This window comes from Pedococcus dokdonensis (genome assembly GCF_900104525.1).
Lineage (GTDB): Bacteria > Actinomycetota > Actinomycetes > Actinomycetales > Dermatophilaceae > Pedococcus > Pedococcus dokdonensis.
This window is the reverse complement of the sequence record NZ_LT629711.1, coordinates 738,610-757,916: the sequence shown is the minus strand read 5'-3', so window position 1 is coordinate 757,916 and position 19,307 is coordinate 738,610. Positions and strand designations below refer to the sequence as shown.

The 19,307-nt window shown below is 73.1% G+C and carries 17 protein-coding genes and 1 pseudogene; 7 read left to right on the top strand and 11 right to left on the bottom strand.

The window, feature by feature from the left end; all coding sequences use genetic code 11:
• Positions 1-54: 54 nt before the first annotated feature.
• Positions 55-852 (bottom strand): annotated as a pseudogene (locus BLQ34_RS03655) (lysophospholipid acyltransferase family protein); the annotation flags it as partial.
• Between the two features lie 180 nt (positions 853-1,032).
• On the opposite strand from BLQ34_RS03655, the gene BLQ34_RS03650 reads away from it, so the two are divergent.
• On the top strand, positions 1,033-1,557 hold the full coding sequence (locus BLQ34_RS03650) for a Sec62 family protein translocation protein (RefSeq protein WP_091781649.1): 525 nt from the start codon (positions 1,033-1,035) through the stop codon (positions 1,555-1,557).
• An 84-nt stretch (positions 1,558-1,641) separates the two neighbouring features.
• Here the strand turns inward: BLQ34_RS03650 and BLQ34_RS03645 are convergent, their stop codons facing one another.
• From BLQ34_RS03645 to BLQ34_RS03620, 6 genes are read right to left on the bottom strand one after another with little or no spacing between them, the layout of a single operon-like run.
• Positions 1,642-2,454, bottom strand: coding sequence for an endonuclease/exonuclease/phosphatase family protein (locus BLQ34_RS03645; RefSeq protein WP_091781648.1), 813 nt, complete (start codon positions 2,452-2,454; stop codon positions 1,642-1,644).
• The gene (locus BLQ34_RS03640; RefSeq protein WP_091781646.1) at positions 2,451-3,443 is read right to left on the bottom strand and encodes an ROK family glucokinase; all 993 of its coding nucleotides are present in this window, start codon (positions 3,441-3,443) and stop codon (positions 2,451-2,453) included. The genes BLQ34_RS03645 and BLQ34_RS03640 overlap by 4 nt, the downstream gene beginning before the upstream one ends.
• Complete coding sequence (locus tag BLQ34_RS03635) at positions 3,440-4,000, bottom strand: hypothetical protein (protein WP_091781643.1); 561 nt, start codon at positions 3,998-4,000, stop codon at positions 3,440-3,442. The genes BLQ34_RS03640 and BLQ34_RS03635 overlap by 4 nt, the downstream gene beginning before the upstream one ends.
• The gene (locus tag BLQ34_RS03630; RefSeq protein ID WP_091781641.1) at positions 3,993-5,201 is read right to left on the bottom strand and encodes an ArsA family ATPase; all 1,209 of its coding nucleotides are present in this window, start codon (positions 5,199-5,201) and stop codon (positions 3,993-3,995) included. Before BLQ34_RS03630 ends, BLQ34_RS03635 begins: the two co-directional genes overlap by 8 nt.
• Before the next feature lie 25 nt (positions 5,202-5,226).
• The gene (locus tag BLQ34_RS03625) at positions 5,227-5,673 is read right to left on the bottom strand and encodes an SRPBCC family protein (protein ID WP_091781638.1); all 447 of its coding nucleotides are present in this window, start codon (positions 5,671-5,673) and stop codon (positions 5,227-5,229) included.
• 10 nt (positions 5,674-5,683) lie between these two features.
• The gene (locus BLQ34_RS03620) at positions 5,684-6,133 is read right to left on the bottom strand and encodes a polyketide cyclase / dehydrase and lipid transport (RefSeq protein ID WP_157692880.1); all 450 of its coding nucleotides are present in this window, start codon (positions 6,131-6,133) and stop codon (positions 5,684-5,686) included.
• A 163-nt stretch (positions 6,134-6,296) separates the two neighbouring features.
• Between BLQ34_RS03620 and BLQ34_RS03615 the strand changes: the two genes are divergently transcribed.
• Together BLQ34_RS03615 and BLQ34_RS03610 are read left to right on the top strand one after the other, a co-directional pair.
• Positions 6,297-8,096, top strand: a complete 1,800-nt coding sequence (locus tag BLQ34_RS03615; RefSeq protein WP_231961429.1) for an AMP-dependent synthetase/ligase — start codon at positions 6,297-6,299, stop codon at positions 8,094-8,096.
• A gap of 60 nt (positions 8,097-8,156) precedes the next feature.
• Positions 8,157-9,554 carry a glycosyltransferase 87 family protein gene (locus BLQ34_RS03610; protein WP_091781630.1) on the top strand — a complete coding sequence of 466 codons (1,398 nt, stop codon included), beginning with the start codon at positions 8,157-8,159 and terminating at the stop codon, positions 9,552-9,554.
• A 25-nt stretch (positions 9,555-9,579) separates the two neighbouring features.
• Here BLQ34_RS03610 and BLQ34_RS03605 read toward each other — a convergent pair whose 3' ends face one another.
• From BLQ34_RS03605 to BLQ34_RS03590, 4 genes are all read right to left on the bottom strand, one after another.
• A complete protein-coding gene (locus BLQ34_RS03605) occupies positions 9,580-10,269 on the bottom strand; it encodes a snapalysin family zinc-dependent metalloprotease (RefSeq protein WP_091781627.1) in 690 nt (229 codons plus the stop codon).
• A 168-nt stretch (positions 10,270-10,437) separates the two neighbouring features.
• Positions 10,438-10,944, bottom strand: coding sequence for an NUDIX hydrolase (locus BLQ34_RS03600; protein WP_091781624.1), 507 nt, complete (start codon positions 10,942-10,944; stop codon positions 10,438-10,440).
• Positions 10,941-12,419 (bottom strand): hypothetical protein, encoded by a 1,479-nt coding sequence (locus BLQ34_RS03595; RefSeq protein ID WP_091781621.1) that lies wholly within the window; start codon positions 12,417-12,419, stop codon positions 10,941-10,943. The genes BLQ34_RS03600 and BLQ34_RS03595 overlap by 4 nt, the downstream gene beginning before the upstream one ends.
• A gap of 20 nt (positions 12,420-12,439) precedes the next feature.
• Positions 12,440-12,661, bottom strand: a complete 222-nt coding sequence (locus BLQ34_RS03590) for a hypothetical protein (protein ID WP_091781618.1) — start codon at positions 12,659-12,661, stop codon at positions 12,440-12,442.
• Between the two features lie 343 nt (positions 12,662-13,004).
• Here BLQ34_RS03590 and BLQ34_RS03585 point away from each other — a divergent pair, with 343 nt between their 5' ends.
• The 4 genes from BLQ34_RS03585 to BLQ34_RS03570 all read left to right on the top strand — a co-directional run bounded on the left by BLQ34_RS03585 (position 13,005) and on the right by BLQ34_RS03570 (position 19,274).
• Positions 13,005-14,738, top strand: a complete 1,734-nt coding sequence (locus tag BLQ34_RS03585) for a DEDD exonuclease domain-containing protein (protein ID WP_091781615.1) — start codon at positions 13,005-13,007, stop codon at positions 14,736-14,738.
• Between the two features lie 61 nt (positions 14,739-14,799).
• The gene (locus BLQ34_RS03580; protein ID WP_091781612.1) at positions 14,800-15,084 is read left to right on the top strand and encodes an Lrp/AsnC family transcriptional regulator; all 285 of its coding nucleotides are present in this window, start codon (positions 14,800-14,802) and stop codon (positions 15,082-15,084) included.
• A 141-nt stretch (positions 15,085-15,225) separates the two neighbouring features.
• Positions 15,226-17,772, top strand: coding sequence for an SCO7613 C-terminal domain-containing membrane protein (locus tag BLQ34_RS03575; RefSeq protein WP_091781609.1), 2,547 nt, complete (start codon positions 15,226-15,228; stop codon positions 17,770-17,772).
• Between the two features lie 116 nt (positions 17,773-17,888).
• Positions 17,889-19,274: a pyridoxal phosphate-dependent decarboxylase family protein gene (locus tag BLQ34_RS03570; protein ID WP_091781606.1), complete on the top strand. Its 1,386-nt coding sequence runs from the start codon at positions 17,889-17,891 to the stop codon at positions 19,272-19,274.
• Positions 19,275-19,307: the final 33 nt, after the last annotated feature.

Here is a 19,307-nt window from a genome sequence, read left to right as displayed (position 1 = left end):
GCGCACGTCGTCACGCTGGGTCAGCTCGTCGATGTCACCGACCGCGTCGTCGACCGTCGGCCGCACCGGGCGCGCGGACTGGTCGTCACCGGCGTCGAGCGCCTCCTCGAGCTCCTTGGCGGCCGTGCCCGGGAGGGCGGCCTCCTGGATCTCGCGCGCCTTGGTCTTGGCCGCAGCCACGATCCGGTCCTTCATCGACGTCGCGTACATGTCGACGTACTCCTGGTCGGACAGGAGCATCAGCTCGTACATGATCTCGTCCGTGATGGAGCGCAGGACGAACCGGTCGTCCTCCATGCCCTCGTAGCGCGAGAAGTCCAGCGGCTTGCCGATCTTGACGCCGATGCGGATCAGCTTGGGGATCTTCGCACCGGTGGGCTGGGCCTTGTCGGTGCCGATCATCGCGACGGGGAGGACCTTGACGCCACCCTCGAGCGCCATCCGGGCGACACCGGTGCGGCCGCGGTAGAGACGGCCGTCGGGGCTGCGGGTGCCCTCGGGGTAGATGCCGAGGAGCTCGCCGCGACGCAGCACCTTCAGGCCCGAGCGCAGCGCCGCCTCGCCCGCGCGGCCGCCCGACCGGTCGACGGGCAGCTGCCCCACGCCCCGGAAGAAGGCGGCGGTGAGGCGACCCTTGAGGCCTCGGCCGGTGAAGTAGTCGGACTTCGCCAGGAAGGTCATCCGGCGCGGGACGACCAGGGGCAGGAAGATCGAGTCGGAGAACGACAGGTGGTTGCTGGCGAAGATGGCGGCGCCCTCGTCGGGAATGTTCTCCTCACCCTCGACCCACGGGCGAAAGAGCAACTTGAGGATCGGGCCAAGAACGACCGTCTTGAGCACCCAGTAGAACACCAGCACACCTCCGAAGTGACGCGTGAACTCTACGGCACCCAGCACGGGACCGCGGCCCGTGCGCGAAAGCCGCCGTCCGACAACCGTCCTGGGCGACCGGTGGCTACCGTCCAGCCCGTCGCTGCACGTATCTTTGACCCCACCGGGCGAGCCAGTGCCCGACCAGACCAAGGGGCACCCATGAGCGACCGCGACGTCGACGCCGAGTTCGCCGACATCGTCGCGCGCTGGGACGAGGTCGAGTCGCTGCCCGACGAGCCGGCGGCCGCGGCGGACGCTGCGATCGACCCCGGCGCACCGACCACGCCCCCTCCCGGGGTCAACCCGCCGCTGCGGTCGAACACCAACCCTCCGCCGACCCGGCCGTTCGTGGTCTGGCGCGGCGCCGAGCTCCCGGAGACGCAGCCCGAGGAGGAGGTCCCGGACCCGGTCGAGCTGCGTGACCTGTCGGAGCTCGACGACGAGCACTTCGAGCCGGGCCCGACCGCTCCCCTGCCGCCGCAGGAGGACCTGCAGTTCTGGGGCATCGTCGTCGGCCTCGTGGCCGGTCCGCTCCTGCTCCTGTGGCAGGTCCTCTTCCACACCGGCAGCAAGTGGTGGACGCTGGGCGCGCTCGGGCTGATCGTGCTGGGCTTCGTGCTGCTGGTGCTCCGCCAGCCGCACAGCCGCGACGCCGACGACCCCGACAACGGCGCCCGCGTCTAGCCATCCTCAGCCGTCCCTCCGTGAGAAGGACGAGGTCGATCCGTCGGCACCGACGAAACCACTCGGCGACCCGTCCTCGGACGGCTAGGAGGACGACCGCTCGGGTCGGGTGACCGCATCGTCCACGTCGTTCGCGACGGCCTCACCGGCCTTCTCCTCGGCAGCCTCGACGGTTGCGGCCGACACCGCAGGACCGGTCTCGGTCTCGGCGGTCGGCACCGGCTGCGGGGTGAGCTCGACGTCGACCCAGGTGGGTCGGTGGTCACTCGCCGCCGCCAGGTCCGCGTCGTCGAGGTCAACGGCGCGGTGCGGCGCGACCACGAGGTCGGGCGAGCCGAAGATGACGTCGAGCACCTTGTGCGGTGCCCTGGCCGGGTAGGTCGGCGTCGTGGGCGAGATCAGCCGCAGCGGCGACGCGAACAGCCGCCACGCCTTACCCGTCTTCCCCTCGTTGAGGTCACCGGCGAGCAGGACGGGCCCGCCCCCGGCCAGCGACTCCAGGATCTGGCCCGCGTGCCGCTCGCGCTCGTCGGCGTCGAGGCTGAGGTGCACCGAGGCGACCACCACCGGCTGGTGGCCGGCCGGGCCGACCCGTGCCACGGCATACCCGCGGGTGCGCTGGAGCGCGGCCACGCGCAGCCGGTGGTGCCGCGACTCGCTCACCTGCACCCGCAGCGAGGTGAAGACGGTGGTGCCGCCGCTGCCCCGGTGTCGCCCTGACCAGAACATGCCGCACTCGGCGGCGAAGGCCGAGACCCGCCAGGTCGCCAGCAGCCGCCGCGGCACCTCCTGGAGGCACAGCACGTCGGGGTCGATGGCGCGGACCACCCGCGCCGCCGCGTGCCGGTCGAGGGTGAAGTCCTTGAGGTTGTAGGACGCCACCCGCATCGTGCTCATGCGCCCTCGGCGGCTGCCCGTTCGAGGGCGTCACGGCGAGCCAGGTCGGCCGCGCCGATCAGCCCGGCCTCGTTGCCGAGCGCCGCGGCGACGATGCGGGCCTCGGGTCGGTAGCCACGACCGGTGAGGTGCCGGCGGAAGGTCGCCCGAGCCGGCTCCAGGAGCAGGTCTCCGGCGGCGCTCACCCCACCGCCGATGACGAACACCCCGGGGTCGAAGGCGGCAGCCAGGTTGGCGATCCCGATGCCCAGCCACTGCCCGATCTCACCGAGCAGCTCGGTGGCGGTGGCGTCCCCGTCGCGAGCAGCCTCGGTGATCATCGGGCCGGTCAGGCTCGAGGGGTCGCCCCCCACGAGGTCGAGCAGGTCGGAGGCCATCGGGCTGCCCGCGGTCATCATCGACCGGGCCTCCCGCACCAGGGCGTTGCCCGACGCGTACTGCTCCCAGCAGCCCTTGTTGCCGCACTCGCAGCGTTGGCCACCCGGGACGACCTGCATGTGGCCGAACTCGCCCGCGATGCCGTAGCGGCCCCGCATGATCTGGCCGTCGAGGATCATCGCGCCACCGATGCCGGTGCCGAGGTTGACCATGACGACGTGCGAGTGGCCCTGCGCGGCGCCGAACCGCCACTCGGCCCAGGCAGCGGCGTTCGCGTCGTTGTCGACCGAGATCGGCACGGGGACGCGGCGCTGGAGGTTGGCCTCGAGGGGCTCGTCGCGCCAGGACAGGTGCGGCGCGAAGACCACGGTCGCCCGGTCTGCGGCCACGAAGCCGGCGGCGCCGATGCCCACCGCGACGACGTCGTCGCCCGCCTCGTCGATGAGCTCGGCCACGACGTCGACGATGGTGTCCTCGACGACGCTGGGGCTGGTGGACCGGTGTGGGGTGTCGCGCCGAGCCCGTGCCACGACCAGACCGTCGGGGTCCACGACCCCACCGGCGACCTTGGTGCCACCGATGTCGATGCCGACCGAGAGTCCGCCGCTCACGACGTCGCGCTCCCCGGCGCGTCGCCGTCGTCCACGACGATGTCCTGGACCCGCGCACCGGGGCGGCGCGACCCGTGGTCATGCGGTCCGGTGGGTGCGGTCGTCCCGGTGTCGGCCCGCCGCTGGCCGGCGATGTCGCGCAGGGTCGCCGCGAGCGCCCCGGCCAGGTCGGCCAGCCGGTCGACGGTCTCCGGGCGCACCGAACGCAGCAGGCCGATGCCCTGGCAGACCGGGCAGAGCTGGCAGGCAACCGCCTGTCCCACACCGTTCTCGGCGCCGCAGGACGTGCAGCGCGCCCCCTCCGGAACCGACGAGGTGTCAGGCGCCTGCGCGGATGCCGTGCTTCCCGCGGCGCCCGCGGCGCCCGCAGTCCCCCGGGACCCGGCGGCGGCGGCGTCGGAGTCGGCGTCCGCGGCGGCGTCCGGTGGGGGCGACTCGTCGGCCGGCCCGGCGGCATACCCGGAGCGCGCGGTCGCGGCCCACCCGCCCAGGGCGTCGAGGAGGCGGGCAGCCTCCTCGGCCACGGTGCCCACGGCAGGGCGTTCGTCGTCAGCCACGCGGCCAGACCTCCTCGTCGGGGACGAAGCGCACCCGCAGCAGACCGTCGCGCACGGAGGCACCCTCGACCACGCATCGTTGCAGAGCCGACGGCAGGGTGAGGACCCGGCGGTGCTCGCCGACGGTCACGACCAGCTCGTCGTCCCGCCGCTGCAGACCCAGGTCGGAGGCGTGGGCCAGCGGCAGGGGCAGCACCAGCAGGAAGCCCTCGTCGGTGCGCTCCACCGCCAGTCCGCGGTGGACGACGGGGGCCAGCACCTCGGTGCCGCCGTCCTGCGCCTGCGCCAGGTCGGCGAGCGCGTCGGCGCCGATCGGCTCGGTCGACAGGTAGGGGGTGACCACCAGCGGCAGCCCGGCGAACGACTCCCGCACCTCGACGAGTCCGTCCTGCTGGGCGGCGTTCCACGAGGCGCGCCAGGCATCGGGCTCCCGGCCGCCCTCAGCGGCGTCGGGGAAGACCCGGTTGACGACCACCGCGTCGACGACGAAGCCGTACAGCGACAAGGACGTCCAGGTGCGTCGGGACTCGGCGATCACGACCCGCTCCGGTGTCAGCACCAGCCGCACCGAGGTCTGGTCACCGGTCAGGATCCGGTGCACCTGGCGCATCTGCCGGTGCCAGCCGGTGACCGCCTCGAGCACGGCCTGGTCGGGCAGCGGCACCCCTGCCGCGGCGGCGGCCGCCGGACGCAGGGTGCGGATCAGCCCGCGCTGGGCGGGCAGCAGCCGCTCGAGGTGCCAGGCGAGCGCCTCCGGCAGGGCGAGCAGCCGCAGGGTCTCGGCGGTCGGGGCGCAGTCGACGACCACGAGGTCCCACGGGCCCGACTCGACCTGGGCCCGGAGCTCGAGGAGCGCGGCGACCTCCTCCGCACCGGGCAGACGGGTGAGCTCCTCGGCCACGACGGCGTCGACCCCGACGGTGTCGAGCACCGCGAGAAGGTAGTCCTGGACCACCCGCCACGACTCCCCCAGCAGGTGCGGTGGGCTGATCTGGAGGGCGGAGAGGCCGGGCTCGAGGTCGACGGGGACACCGCCGCCCCCCGCCCCGAGGGGCACCCCCAGGGTGTCACCGAGGGAGTGCGCCGGGTCGGTCGACATGACCAGGGTCTTCACCCCGGCCCGGGCGGCCCGGACGGCGGTGGCCGCGGCCGTGGTGGTCTTGCCGACCCCGCCCTTGCCGGTGAAGAGGATGACGCGCATGGCTACCTCGTCCCCGCGAGGAGCCTCAGCCCTCCACCCGCTTCTTCAGGGACTTCAGCGCCGTGTCGATGATGACCTTCTCGGCCTTGCGCTTGAGCATGCCGAGCATCGGGATCTTGACGTCAACGGCGAGGCGGTAGGTCACCGTGGTGGCGTCCTTGCCCTTGGCGGCCAGTGTGTAGGAGCCGTTCATCGCCTTGAGCACGGTGGCCTCGACCAGGCTCCAGGACACGACCCCCGTGCCGTTGCGCTGGACGTCCCACTCGTAGTCCAGCGTGTAGGTGTCCTTGATCGCGCCGGCGTCGAGGGTGAACTGCACCTGGTCGGCCCAGCCGTCCCCCTCCTCGGTGAGGATGCTGACCGCCTTGACCTCGGTCGCCCACTCGGGATAGCTCTCGAAGTCGGCGATGACGTCGAGGACTTCACCCGGCTTGGCGTCGATGTCGATGCTGGATTCGGTGCGGTCGGCCATGCGCCGAAGGCTACAACGCCGCGCCGCCCGGCGACGGACCACCCGCGCCGCCCGGCGACGGACCACCCGCGTCGCCCGGCGACGGACCACCCGCGCCGTCCGGCGACGGACCACCCGCGCCGCCCTCGAGGCGGTCCTTGAGCGCGTGCACGGCCTTCTTCCACCGGAGGGTGTGCCGGATGGCGACGTCGCGGGGCGCGTGCGGCCCGCGGGTGCCGCGGACGTAGTGGTGCACCACCACCCCGTCCCGGAACGGCTCGAGCCAGACCTCCATCTCGCCCATCACCTGCCCGGTGACGGCCCAGCGCACCCCCTTGACCCCACGGTCGCGCTGCACCGCCGCGGCCAGGTGCGGCCAGACCTGGCTCGTCCACGTGCGGTCGTCGAAGGTCGCCCGCACCACCTCGGGCCGGGCCCGGATGAAGGTCTCGTCGACGATGTCGATGCGGCGGTCACGCACCAGCCCAGTGTTCCGCACGGCCCGGCACGGTGTGACGGAGCCTTCAACCGGACGCACTCCCGCGATGCACCTACCCACCGGTAGGCTGGGTGGCACTGAGGCACAGCTGTCACAGAGCGACAGCGGTCACAGAGGCACCGACGCCGCCGTCGAAGGAGACTCCGTGCAGGAACACGTCGCACCCCCACTCGTCCAGCCGACGACCGAGGGGAGCCTGGCCGACCTGCCGGGCCGCAACGCCGCGTCCGACCCCAGACGGGTGGCCTTCTCCCGCAAGGAGGGCAGCGGCTGGGTCGATGTGACCGCAGCCCAGTTCGACGAGGACGTGCGAGCGGTGGCCAAGGGCCTCATCGCCGCGGGCATCGCCCCCGGGGACTGCGTGGCCATCATGTGCAAGACCCGCTACGAGTGGACCCTGACCGACTTCGCGATCTGGACGGCCGGCGCCGTGACCGTGCCGATCTACGAGACCTCGTCCGCCGAGCAGGTCGCCTGGATCCTCACCGACTCGGGGGCCGGCGGCATCATGCTCGAGACCGCAGCCCACGAGGCCACGCTGGGCGAGGTCCGCGACCAGCTGCCCGGGCTCCACCACGTCTGGCAGGTCGACGCCGGAGCGATCGCCGAGCTCAAGTCCGCCGGCGCCTCCGTGAGCGATGCAGACCTCGAGGCCGCCAAGGGCTCGCTCGACCGCTCGAGCATCGCCACGATCATCTACACGTCCGGCACGACCGGGCGCCCCAAGGGCGTCCAGCTGACCCACGACAACTTCCTGGCGCTGTCCGAGAACGCCATCACCAAGCTGAAGTCGGTGGTCAAGGCCGACGGCGCCTCGACGCTGCTCTTCCTGCCGCTGGCCCACGTGTTCGCCCGGTTCATCCAGGTCCTGTGCGTGGAGGGCGAGGCCAAGATGGGCCACAGCGCCGACATCAAGAACCTGCTGGCCGACTTCGCCGAGTTCAAGCCGACCTTCATCCTCTCGGTGCCCCGCGTCTTCGAGAAGATCTACAACTCGGCCGAGGCCAAGGCGACCGCCGAGGGCAAGGGCAAGATCTTCGCCACTGCGGCCGACACCGCCATCGCGTGGTCGACCGCCCAGGACGCCGGGGGTGCCGGGCTGGGCCTGAAGGTGCGCCACGGCCTCTTCGACCGGCTCGTCTACTCCAAGCTGCGGGCGGCGATGGGCGGCCAGGTCATGTACGCCGTGTCCGGTGGTGCGCCGCTCGGCACCCGGCTGGGCCACTTCTTCCGCGGCATCGGCGTGACCGTGCTCGAGGGCTACGGCCTCACCGAGACCACCGCCCCCGCGACCGTGAACGTCCCGGACCGGGTGAAGATCGGCACCGTCGGCGCCCCGCTGCCCGGCGTCGGGATCCGCATCGCCGACGACGGCGAGATCCTGATCCAGGGCAACAACGTCTTCGCGGCCTACCACAACAACGCCGAGGCCACCTCGGGCGCCGTCCAGGACGGGTGGTTCCACACCGGCGACATCGGCGAGCTCGACGAGGACGGCTACCTCAAGATCACCGGTCGCAAGAAGGAGCTGCTCGTCACCGCAGGTGGCAAGAACGTCGCACCGGCTGCCCTCGAGGACCGGCTCCGGGCCCACCCGCTGATCTCGCAGTGCATCGTCGTCGGCGACCAGAAGCCGTTCATCGCGGCCCTGCTGACCCTCGACGACGAGATGTACCCCGGCTGGGCCAAGAACAACGGCCTCGATGGTGTCTCGTTCGAGCAGGCGCGGACCAACGAGACGGTGCTGGCCGAGCTGCAGAAGGCGGTCGACGACGCCAACAAGTCGGTGTCGAAGGCCGAGTCGATCCGCAAGTTCGCGGTGCTGCCCGGTGACTTCACCGAGGACAACGGCTATCTCACGCCGAGCCTCAAGCTCAAGCGCAACATCGTCATGAAGGACTTCCACGACGAGGTCGAGGCGCTCTACTCCGGCGCCAAGGAGTGACGTCCTGACCCGTGCCCTCCCCAGGGCGTCGCGTCCGGTGCCGCCCCGTAGGGTCTGACCATGCGTGACGCCCCCGGACCCCTGGCCCGGTCGGCGGCCTCGGTGGCCCCGGTCGCGTTCCCGCTGGGCTGGCTCGTCTACTTCACCGCGCTGCAGTGGAGCGTCGTGCGCTACCGCATCCCCATCGTGGCCGCCCTCACGGCGGCCACCATCGCGCTCGCGCTCTGGCAGTGGGCCGGGTCGAGCGTGCGCCTGCGTCGCCCGGGTGTCGTGGTGATGCTGACCGGCTCGGCGCTCGCCACCCTGGCCGTCCCGCTCTTCAACTACCTCGCCCCGACCGGTCTCGCCGTCGCCACCACCCTCCTGGTGGTGGTGCCGCTGGGTTGCGCCGTGCTCCTATGGGCCGGCCGCCGCTCGTCCCGCGCGTCCCGCGCGGCGCTGGCCGCTGCCGTCGTGGCCGTGGTCGGGTATGCCGCCTGCGCGGCGACCGCGATCATCTCGTCCCCACGGCCGCGGATCGACGTCTGGGTCACCCTGCAGCAGGCCGCCGACGGGTTGGGGCGGGGAGAGAACTTCTACGCGATGAACTGGTCCGGCTCGCCCGGCATCCAGGACGCCTTCACCTACCTCCCGTGGACCGCGGTGCTGCTGGCGCCCGGCCGGTGGTTGTTCGGTGACGTCCGGTGGGCGCTCGCCTTCTGGACGCTGGTCGCCATCGCAGGGGTCTGGCTGCTCGCGCGCGGTGCGGCGAGGCGGCATACCGGTGCCGCTGTCCGAGGCGGCTGGGTCTGGACCGCCGCCGCCGTGACCGCGCTGCTGGTCCTCGCCCCCGGCACGCTCACCCAGCTCGACCAGGCCTGGACCGAGCCGCTGCTGTTCGCCGGTCTGGTCTGGTGGGCTGTGCTGGTGCAGCGCGACCACGCGTGGTGGGCCGTGCTGCCGCTGGCGCTGGCCTGCGCCAGCAAGCAGCACCTGGCGCTGTTGCTCCCCGTGCTGCTGCTGTGGCGTCCGTTCGGCTGGCGCCGGGCCCTCACGACGGGCGCCCTGACCGTGGTGCTCATCGCGCCGTGGTTCCTCGCGAGCCCACCTGACTTCGTCCACGACACGATCAGCCTGCTGGTGGGCTTCCACCCGATCAAGTTCGCGAACACGCTGTACCTGTTGGCGCTCAACACCTTTGGCGTCACGCTGCCGTTCGCGGTGACGGGTGTCGCGGCGCTGGGCACCCTGGCTGCCGTGTGCTGGACGGTCTGGCGGCGCCAGCCCGACCTCGGCGCCGTGCTGCGCTGGCTGGCGCTGGTGCTGCTGGTCGCCAACCTCGTGAACAAGCAGGCCTTCTACAACCAGTTCTGGCTGGTCGGCGCGCTCGTCGTGGCCTCCCTCGCGGTGGCCCTGCCTGTCCCCGGACGCGGCGGTGCGCCCGACCCGGAGGACGAGCGCACCACCGTCACGGTCTGAGCAACCCAGACCGGCTGCCCCTGGGTCAGCCGACCTTGGCGAAGCTCCCCTGCGCGACGAACCCGTTGGCCCAGAGGGTGTTGACCTCGGAGGCCTCGACCGAGTCCGGGTACGGGTTGGTGCACGACGGGCCGGGCCCACCGCCGGACATCAGCTTGGAGCAGGGCTGGGTGTAGCGGTCCGGCAGGCCGAGCGCGTGGCCGGTCTCGTGGGTCACGATCCGCAGCGGCGCGTAGGTGTTGGCCTGGTCGTAGTCGAGGAAGATGTAGCCGCTGCCGTGTCCGTCGCCGTAGTAGTACGACCCGCTCGGGTCGGTGCCCTCGTAGTAGGTGAGGCTCGCGTTGGAGGAGTTCCCCTCCACCAGCCGGACGTTGGAGACGCGCGAGTTCCAGATCGCGGCGCCCTGGTCGATCAGCGAGTCGAACGACGGGGCGCTCGCGTCGTCGTAGTAGACCGTCACGGCGGCGACGGTGCTGCTCTTCTTGCCAGCCCGCTGGTCGGCCGCGGCCTTGGCGAGCGCTGCGTCCAGGGTCTTCTGGAGGCGCGCGTTCTGCGCCTTCTCACGCTGGTTCGGCAGGTAGCTGCTGCTGCCTGCCTGCCCGGGTTGGTCGCCTCGCGCGGGGGCCGCGCTGCTGGTCGCCGGGCCTGCGGCGAGGGTGGTCGCGGTGGCGAGCGCCGCGGTGGCGGCGACGAAGGTCAGTCGGGCTTTCGACATGTCCTGCTCCCTTGGGATGGTCGGTGTCAGGTCGGGTGTCGGCGCGGGTGCGGCGGCACTGCCTTCCTTCCTAACCGGGCCGGGGTCGGAGGGACGCAGGGTGGCGGTCAAGGCTTGGCCAAGGCCCGACAAGTCCCGGTATGTCGTGTTTGCGGGACTTCAGGAACGTCAGGACCGCGTCGCCGCGGCCTCCTGGACGGCCCGGACGAGGTCTTCGAGGGTGAGGGGGTAGACCGCCTCTCCGGCAGCCCGCCGGGCCCCCGGGTCGACCCACGCGATCCGGAGCGTCGAGCGGACCTCGAGCTCGGCGAGGTCGCCGGGCTCGGCGTCGAAACGCTCGGTGGCCAAGCCGTAGAACACCTGCTGCTGCACGATCCGGCGTCCCTCGAAGGAGAACGAGCCCTCGTCGTGGTGCACCGGCCCGACCAGGTCGTCCACCGAGATCGTGCGCCCGGTCTCCTCCCACACCTCGCGCACCGCGGCGTCGCGCTCGGACTCCCCCGCCTCCAGCCCGCCGCCGACGGTGTACCAGTAGGGCTGCTCGGGGTGGTGCGGGTCGAAGCCCTCGATCATCAGCACGAGGCCGTCCGGGTCGACCACGACCACGCGGGCTGCGCGTCGATGCAGCACCGGCTCGTCGAGCGTCCGCTCGTCGACCGTCTCCTCGTCACTCATCCGCGCGCGAGCGCACGCAGGTAGGCGAGCCACTCCTTGGTGAAGCGGGCCTCGGTCGTGCCCAGCACGGACCGGAACGCCGCTGCGGCCGCCGCATCCGCGTCCTGCGTCGTGCCCGGCGTCGACGTGCCCGGGGTCGACGTGCCCTGCGAGGCGGACGGTTTGGTGGCGACGGCGAGGTAGTAGCGCACCAGTGCCGCCCGGCCATAGCGGTCGACGATGCGGTTGACCGCGAGCCAGGCTGCGTTGTAGCTCGGGGCGATGGTGGTCCTGGACGGGTCGAAGTCGGCGGCGGTCGGCAGGGCCTTGGGTCCGGTGCCGGCGCGCACCTTGACCAGCAGCGCGGCGGCCACCTGACGGCGGGTCGCGCCCACGTCGCGGTAGCCCACGTAGTCGGCCATCCCCTCCGAGAGCCACAGCGGCACCGGCCGGTCGGTGGTCGCCCGGATGGCGACATGGGTGGCCTCGTGCGTGACGACCACCTGCTGGCCCCGGCGCTCCAGGGTGGCGAAGGCGCCGGGGTTGACGACGACCCGGTCGGCACCGGCGCGGCCGTTGGTGTCGAACGGCCCGTCGGTGACGGCGGCGACCTGTGCCACGGAGTCCTTGTCCTGGCCGACCTGCTCGGCCATCTGCGCTGTCGTCTTCGGCACGACGAGGACCAGCCGGCTGTTCCACGGGGCCGTCCACACCGCGTCGACCCGCTTGACGGCCAGCGTGGCCAGGGAGAGGTAGGGACGCAGCCGGCTCGCCGGACCGGAGCCCATCACCAGAGCCGTGGGGCTGCGCACCACGGTGAAGCCGGGCAGGTCCCACGGCTGCACCTGCGTGCCTCCGTCGGTGTCGTCGGCCAGCCGCCAGTCGGCGCCACGACGCACCACCGTGAAGTAGGACTCGAACTCCCGGGTCGAGGTGTCGAAGCCGGCCAGGGCGTACCGGCCCGCCACCCGCGAGGCCCAGGCGTCCGGGCCGAGCTGCGCCAGGCGTTCGGCGCCGAGCTCGGGGGCCGGCTCCGGGGTGCCGTAGCTGAAAGTGCCCAGAGGCAGCTTCGCCAAGGCGTCGTACTGCGCGAGCTGGCGCAGCCCGAACCCCGAGGCCGGGTCGTCCAGGGTGGCCGCGAACGCCCTGCGGTCATGCCGGCGGACGGCCGAGGCGCGGGCCGCCAGCAGGTCGGTGAGGGCGTCCTCCCGGGCGGTCGAGGGGTCCGGGGCATCCGGTGGGGTGGTGGCCGACGCAGTGGCCGGGACGGTCGTCGAGGCGCTGGTTCGCGGATCGGCCCGATCCGAGCACCCGCCGAGCAGGCCACCGACCAGCCCGGCCACCAGCATCGCGACGACCAGCCGCACGACCGGCCACACCCCGGGTCGCACCTCGGGTGGCACCCCGGGTCGCACGACGGTGCGGACGCCGGTGACGGCAGCCGTGGCGCGCGCGACACGACGCCGTCCCTCGCGTCGGCTGCCGGGCTGGGTCACCCGGCCATCGTAGGGACGGCTCAGCCGACGGCGCGGACGTGGGCGGCCCACGGCTCGCGGCGCGCGCTGACCGACGAGGCCTCGTGCGCGCTCACCAGCCCGGTCTCGGCGAACCGCGTCACGGCGGCCCGCTCGGCGGCGTCGAGCGGCAGCTCGGCACCCTGCGGCACGAGCAGGGCCGTCACCATGCAGTCGGCGCAGTGCAGGTCGCGCACCGGGCAGCTCTGGCAGTCGATGATCATCGCGATCACCTCGCTCTCTGGGTCGAAGGTCTGGGGTGAAGGTCTGGGGTGAAGGTCTGGGGTGAAGGTCTGGGGTGAAGGTCTGGGGTGAAGGTCTGGGGTGAAGGTCTGGGGCGGTCGTGGGGCGGTCGTGCGGTGGGTCGTGCGGTGGGTCGTGCGGTGGGTCGTGCGGTCGGACTCGCGGGTTCTGTGACCTGCCGATGACGTTAGGTGACGCCACCGACAACGCCCGCGACACCGCATACCGGTGGCGCTCCGGAGGCGACCGCGACCGGTGCCGGCCCGGCCCGTCACCGGGCGCGCCTGCCACGGGCTGTCACACCACCGGCCTACCGTCAGGACCATGCAGACGGCCGGCGACCAGATGGTGCAGGGCACCTTCGACGACCTCGGCACGGCACTGGCCGATGTCACGTTCGTCGTCGTCGACCTCGAGACCACCGGTGGCAGCCCGGCCGACTCGGCCATCACCGAGATCGGCGCCGTCAAGGTGCGGGCCGGCGAGGTGCTCGGCGAGTTCCAGACCCTGGTCAACCCGCACCTGCCGATCCCCCCGTTCATCCAGTCGCTCACCGGCATCACCACCGCGATGGTCGCGGACGCCCCGCGGATCGAGGCCGCGCTGCCGGCCTTCCTCGACTTCGCCCGCGGAGCCGTGCTGGTCGCCCACAACGCCGGCTTCGACATCGGCTTCCTCAAGATGGCCGCGCGCGACCAGGGCATCGAGTGGCCGCGCCACGCCGTGCTCGACACGGTGCACCTGGCCCGCCAGCTGGTCACCCGTGACGAGGCGCGCAACCACAAGCTGTCGACCCTTGCCGCGCTGTTCGGCGCGACCGTGACCCCTGACCACCGGGCCCTGCACGACGCCCAGGCGACCGTCGACGTCCTCCACGCGCTGATCGGCCGGGTCGGCAGCCTCGGGGTGCACACGCTCGAGGAGCTCGCCAGCTACACCTCGCGGGTCAGTCCCGCGCAGCGTCGCAAGCGCTGGCTCGCCGACGGCCTGCCCGACCAGCCGGGGGTCTACCTGTTCAAGGATGGTGCCGGACGGGTGCTCTATGTCGGCACCTCGGTGAACATCCGCACCAGGGTCCGCAGCTACTTCACGGCGTCGGAGCAGCGCACCCGGATGGCCGAGATGGTGCGGCTGGCGGAGTCGGTCACCCCGATCGTCTGCGCCACCACGCTGGAGGCGGAGGTGCGCGAGCTGCGGCTGATCGCCGAGCACAAGCCGCGCTACAACCGGCGGTCCAAGACCCCCGAGCGGGCGACCTGGGTCAAGCTGACGGTCGAGGCCTTCCCCCGGTTGTCGATCGTGCGCGAGGTGCGGGGCGACGGCGCCCGCTACATCGGGCCGTTCGGCAGCCGGGCCTCCGCCGAGGACGCGGTCGCCGCCGTGCACGAGGTGATCCCGCTGCGCCAGTGCGTCCAGCGGCTCTCCCCCAGCCGACCCGTGGGGTCGTGTGCCCTGGCCGACATGGGTCGGTGCGGCGCGCCCTGCACCGGCGCCCAGAGCGTGCAGGACTATGCCGCCGTGGTGCAGGAGGCTGTCCATGCCCTGGCCGGCGACTCACGCGAGGTCGTCACTGCGCTGCGGACCCGAATGGGCTCGCTGGCCGACCAGGAGCGCTTCGAGGACGCCGGCACCCTGCGTGACCGGATGCTGGCGCTGGTCCGGGGCATGGCTCGGGCCCAGCGGATCGCTCCGCTCGCGGCCAGCCCCGAGATCATCGCCGCCCGACCCGCCACGACGGGTGGTTGGGAGTTCGTCGTGGTCCGACACGGCCGGTTGGCCGCGAGCACCGTGTCACCGCGGGGCGCCGACCCGATGCCCTACGTCGAGGCAGTCCGGACCAGTGCCGAGGTCGTCCTCCCTGCCCCGTGGCCCTCCCCCGCGGCCATCCCCGAGGAGACCGAGAAGATCCTGCGCTGGCTCGAGTCACCGGGAGTGCGCATCGTCGACCTCGACGGCGAGTGGACCTGCCCCGTCGGCGGGGCCGGCGGCGCACGGGCCGAGCTCGAGCCCCAGGTCGTGGCGCGGCACGCAGTCGCTGGTTTCGTCGCCGCGTCCTGACCCGGCCGGCCATCGCGCCCACCGCACCCGCGAACCGGGTTCGCGCCGATACAGTGGGCCGGTGATCTCCGCCATCGTGCTCATCAACGCCGAAGTCGACCGCATCCCCGAGGTGGCCCAGGCCATCGCCGAGCTCGACGGGGTCTCCGAGGTCTACTCGGTCGCCGGCGACGCCGACCTCATCGCGATGATCCGCGTGCGCGAGCACGAGCAGCTCAACGACGTGATCGCCGACCGACTCAACAAGGTCGAGGGTGTCATCGGCACCAACACGCACATCGCCTTCCGCACCTACTCGACGCACGACCTCGAGGCGGCCTTCAGCCTCGGCCTCGACGGCGACTGACCGCCCTGCGGCGGTCCTGCGCGCAGGACGGCCCGGTCGGCCGACCGGCTGACCTGAGTAGCAACGCGCATCCGCGACACCCATCGCCCCCTCCACACTGAGTGCATCGAGCGCAGCCGCGCCCGCACCCCCGGAGGACCGATGTCGCCCATCCCCTGTCCCGCCTGCAGCCGTTTCCTTCCCGATGGCGCCGCCGCGTGCCCGGGCTGCCACCTGTCCCTCACCGGTCCCGACGCCGCCCGGCTCTGGCAGGTCGACCAGGGGCTGGCCGCCCTCCAGCGTGAGCGCACGGTGCTGATCGCCGCCCTGCGCGGGCAGGGTGCCGACGACGTGACGCAGCTCGGCCCACAGACCGGTCCCACGGTCGCCACCACGGCCGGACTGCCCGCCGGACTGCCCACCGGATCGGGCGCCGTCCCACCCCCGGCCCGTCCCGCACCGCCCGTCGCCGACACCGCCCCTCGCCGCTCGTGGACCACCCAGCAGACCCTGTTGGCCGTCGGGGTCCTGCTCGTCCTGGTCGCCGGCTCGATCGCCCTGGCGATCGCGTGGTTCCTGATCGGCATCGTCGGGCAGCTGCTCGTCATGGGCGGCTTCACCGCGGCCGCGACGGTGGCCGCCCTGGTGCTCTCGCGCCGCCGGCTGCCGAGCAGCGCCGAGGCGCTCGCCCTCGTCGCGGGCGGCCTGCTGCTGCTCGACCTGGCCGCGGCCCGACGGTTCGGGTTGGCTGGTCTCGACACCGTCGACGCGCGCACCTACGTGGCAGTGACCGGGCTGCTGGCAGCTCTGGTGCTCGCCGCGCTGCACCGCACCGACCGCCGCATCGCCGGCTTCGCACTGCTGTCCCTCACGGCGGCCTCGGTGGGCTGGGGTGGCGTCGTTGCTTTCGCCTCGGACGGCGCCGGGGTGGCGGCTCTGGCCCTGCTGGGGGCGCTGCTGTTCGCCGTGGTGCGCCTCGTCGTGCCGTCGTCGTTCGGACTGACCGCGCGCGCCGCCACCGGTCCGGCGGCCGGCTGGACCGCCATCGCCGCTGCGGCCGCTGCCGCTGGCGCGCTCGGCGCCGGGCTCGACGCCTGGTCGCCCGGTGGCGACGCTCGCACCGGCGGCCTGGTCGTCGACGCACTGACCGCCGATGGCCTCGCCAGCGTCGGTCTCCTGGCGGTCCTGACGGTCGGCGGAGCCGGTCTCCTCCGATGGGTCGTCGTCCGTCGCGCGAGCCGCCTCGGCTCACGCGCCGCGGTCCGCGCCGACTGGGCCACCCGCCCGCTGTCCGGCGACTGGCGCGCGCTCGGGGTGGTCGCGGCCGTGGCGACCGGGGCCGGCCCGACCGCCGTGCTCGGCCTGGCCCTGCAGCTCGGCGCCCTCTGGTCCGCCCTCCTCGCGGTGCTCGCCGGGGTGGTCGGCACGGCCCTCGCCGTCACCCGCACGCGCACCACCTCGATCGGCGCCGCGTGGGTCGAGGCCCAGGTCGGTGCCGCCCTCGGCGTCCTGGTGCTCGTCTGTGCCGTCACCGGTTCCCGGCCGGCCACGATCGTGGCACTCACCGCGGCCGCCCTGACCGCCGGCACCCTCGCGGTGCACCGGGCAACCTGGCGTCCCTGGGCTGCCACGGTCTGCGCCGTCGCCAGCGTGGCGGCGACGAGCCTGCTCGGGTCGGTGTTCTCCGACACCGCCGCGATCCTGGTCGCGGGCTGCACCGGGGCCGCCTGGGTCGCGGTCTCGCTGGTGCGACGCACCGCGCCGGAGGAAGCCCCCCTTGCCGTCGTGGGCCACCTCGCCACCCTGCTCGCACTGCTCGTCGCCGTGGCGACGGGCAGCTCCGACACCGTGCTGATCGTCCTGCTCACGACTCTCGCGCTCACCTCGGCGGCGACCGCGGTGCTCCGCCCGGCCCTGCGCGCGGTGGCCAGTGGCACCAGCGCGGTCGCCCTGGTCGCAGCCCTGTGGCTCTCCGGTGGGCTGGTCGGGCCACGCTCGCAGTGGGTGGTGCTGGCCGCCGCGGCGCTCGCCCTCGCCGCAGCCGCCAACCAGCGGCGGCCGCACGTCGAGGAACCCGTGCTCGGTATCCTCGCCGTCCTCGTCGCGACCGCTTCCGTGGTGGTGGCGCTCGACCGGTCCTGGCCGCACGCCGCGGCCCTGGCCGCCACGACATACGGGCTCGTCGCTGTCGGGTATGCCGCCCTGCCGCGCCGGCGCGCGGTCGTCACCGTGGCAGTGGCGGCCCTCACGACGGCGGTGTGGGTCGAGCTGTGGGACGCCGACGTGACCACGGTGGAAGCCTTCACGCTGCCCATGGCGGCGTTCCTGCTGGCGGCTGGTCTGTGGTCGCACCGGGAGTTCGGCGACCACTCGTGGCTGACCGCCGGTCCGGCCCTCGCGGTGGCCCTGGTGCCCTCGACCCTGCTCAGCACGGTGGATGACGGCCTGGTGCGTCCGCTGCTGACCGTGGCAGCAGGCGCTGCGGTCCTGGCGCTCGGTGCCCTGCGCCGCTGGCAGGCGCCGGTGGTGCTGGGCGCCGCAGCCGCGGCGGTCGTCGCCCTCACCCAGCTGATGCCGTATGCCGTGCTGCTCCCCCGTTACCTGACCCTGGGGGCACTCGGTGTCGCCCTGCTCGCGATCGGGGCGCGCTACGAGCAGCGACGGGCCGACGCCCGCCAGGCGGTGAGCTGGCTCGCCTCGATGTCCTGACCTCGTCCACTTCCGGCCACCCAGCTGGCCTAAAGCCTCTCGAGGCGGGCGCTGACGCGGCACGGGTGGCCGGAGGTGGGGGTTGCACGGCGGTCCGACGGGCGTACCGTCACGCCATGGACGACCTCGCCCCGTTGTTCGACCGGGCTGCCCGCGTGGCAGCCGACCACCGCGCGGCCCTCGGTGAGGCCTCCGTGGCAGCCCGGGTCTCGGCGGCCGAGCTGCGCCAGCAGGTGGACGGCCGGCTGAGACAGGAGCCGACACCGCCCGGTGACGTCCTCGACGAGCTGGTGCGGTCGTTCGAGCCCGGACTGGTCGGCACCCCGGGTCCCCGGTTCTTCGGCTTCGTCATCGGCGGCGCGCTGCCCGCGGCCAGTGCCGCCGACCTCGTCGCCGTCGGCTGGGACCAGTGCGCCTTCAACGCCACCCTGTCGCCGGCCGCTGCGGTGGCCGAGGACGTCGCCGGGAGCTGGCTCAAGGACCTGCTCGGCCTGCCGGGCGGGGCCACGGTGGGGTTCGTCACGGGGGCGCAGGGCGCCAACACCGTCAGCCTCGCCACGGCTCGCCACCACGTCCTCGCGGGCGCCGGGTGGGACGTCGAGCGGGATGGCCTGGCCGGCGCACCACGGGTGCGGGTGGTGGCGAGCGTGGAGCGGCACGCCACCATCGACCGGGCGCTGCGCCTGCTCGGGTTCGGCACCGCCGTGGTCGAGGAGGTGGCCGCGGACAGCCAGGGCGCCATCGACGTCGACGACCTCACGGCGGTCCTCGCCCGGTCGGCTGCCGGCCCCACCATCGTGTGCCTCCAGGCCGGCAACGTGAACACGGGCGCCTGTGACGACCTGCGCGCGGCGTGCGCGGTGGCACGCGAGCACGGGGCCTGGGTGCACGTCGACGGCGCCTTCGGTCTCTGGGCGGGCGCGAGCGCGGCCAGGGCCCACCTGGTCGACGGCGTCGAGCTCGCCGACTCGTGGGCCTGCGACGGACACAAGTGGCTCAACGTGCCCTACGACTGCGGCTTTGCCATCTGCGCCCACGCCGAGGTGCACGCGAGTTCGCTGTCCTACACCGCGGCATACCTCACCGGCCAGGGCGGGCCGATGCCGACCCTCGGGGACCTCGTGCCCGAGTCGTCAAGGAAGGCAAGGGGATTCGCGGTCTGGGCCGCACTGCGAGAGCTCGGCCGGGACGGGGTGACCGACCTGGTCGAACGGTGCTGCACGCTGGCCCAGCGGTTCGCCGACGGCCTGGCGGCCGGCGGCGCGGAGGTCGTCAACGACGTGGTGCTCAACCAGGTGCTCGTCGGGTTCGGCGGCGACGAGCGCACCGACGCGGTCGTGGCAGCCGTCCAGCGCGAGGGGACCTGCTGGCTCGGTGCCACGACCTGGCACGGGCGACGCCTGATGCGCGTCTCTGTCTCGAACTGGTCGACCACCGAGGCCGACGTCGACCGCTCGGTTGCTGCCATCCTCCGCCTCGCCGCCGTGCTCCCCGACCAGTGACCCCCGACCCCTGACTCCGGGCCACGCCGCCCC

Excerpts from the sequence above, each read along its gene's own strand:
- BLQ34_RS03650 (WP_091781649.1), top strand. The coding sequence starts at position 1,033 with ATGAGCGACCGCGACGTCGACGCCGAGTTCGCCGACATCGTCGCGCGC.
- BLQ34_RS03645 (WP_091781648.1), bottom strand. The coding sequence starts at position 2,454 with ATGAGCACGATGCGGGTGGCGTCCTACAACCTCAAGGACTTCACCCTC.
- BLQ34_RS03630 (WP_091781641.1), bottom strand. The coding sequence starts at position 5,201 with ATGCGCGTCATCCTCTTCACCGGCAAGGGCGGGGTCGGCAAGACCACC.
- BLQ34_RS03625 (WP_091781638.1), bottom strand. The coding sequence starts at position 5,673 with ATGGCCGACCGCACCGAATCCAGCATCGACATCGACGCCAAGCCGGGT.
- BLQ34_RS03610 (WP_091781630.1), top strand. The coding sequence starts at position 8,157 with ATGCGTGACGCCCCCGGACCCCTGGCCCGGTCGGCGGCCTCGGTGGCC.
- BLQ34_RS03605 (WP_091781627.1), bottom strand. The coding sequence starts at position 10,269 with ATGTCGAAAGCCCGACTGACCTTCGTCGCCGCCACCGCGGCGCTCGCC.
- BLQ34_RS03600 (WP_091781624.1), bottom strand. The coding sequence starts at position 10,944 with ATGAGTGACGAGGAGACGGTCGACGAGCGGACGCTCGACGAGCCGGTG.
- BLQ34_RS03590 (WP_091781618.1), bottom strand. The coding sequence starts at position 12,661 with ATGATCATCGACTGCCAGAGCTGCCCGGTGCGCGACCTGCACTGCGCC.
- BLQ34_RS03585 (WP_091781615.1), top strand. The coding sequence starts at position 13,005 with ATGCAGACGGCCGGCGACCAGATGGTGCAGGGCACCTTCGACGACCTC.
- BLQ34_RS03575 (WP_091781609.1), top strand. The coding sequence starts at position 15,226 with ATGTCGCCCATCCCCTGTCCCGCCTGCAGCCGTTTCCTTCCCGATGGC.
- BLQ34_RS03570 (WP_091781606.1), top strand. The coding sequence starts at position 17,889 with ATGGACGACCTCGCCCCGTTGTTCGACCGGGCTGCCCGCGTGGCAGCC.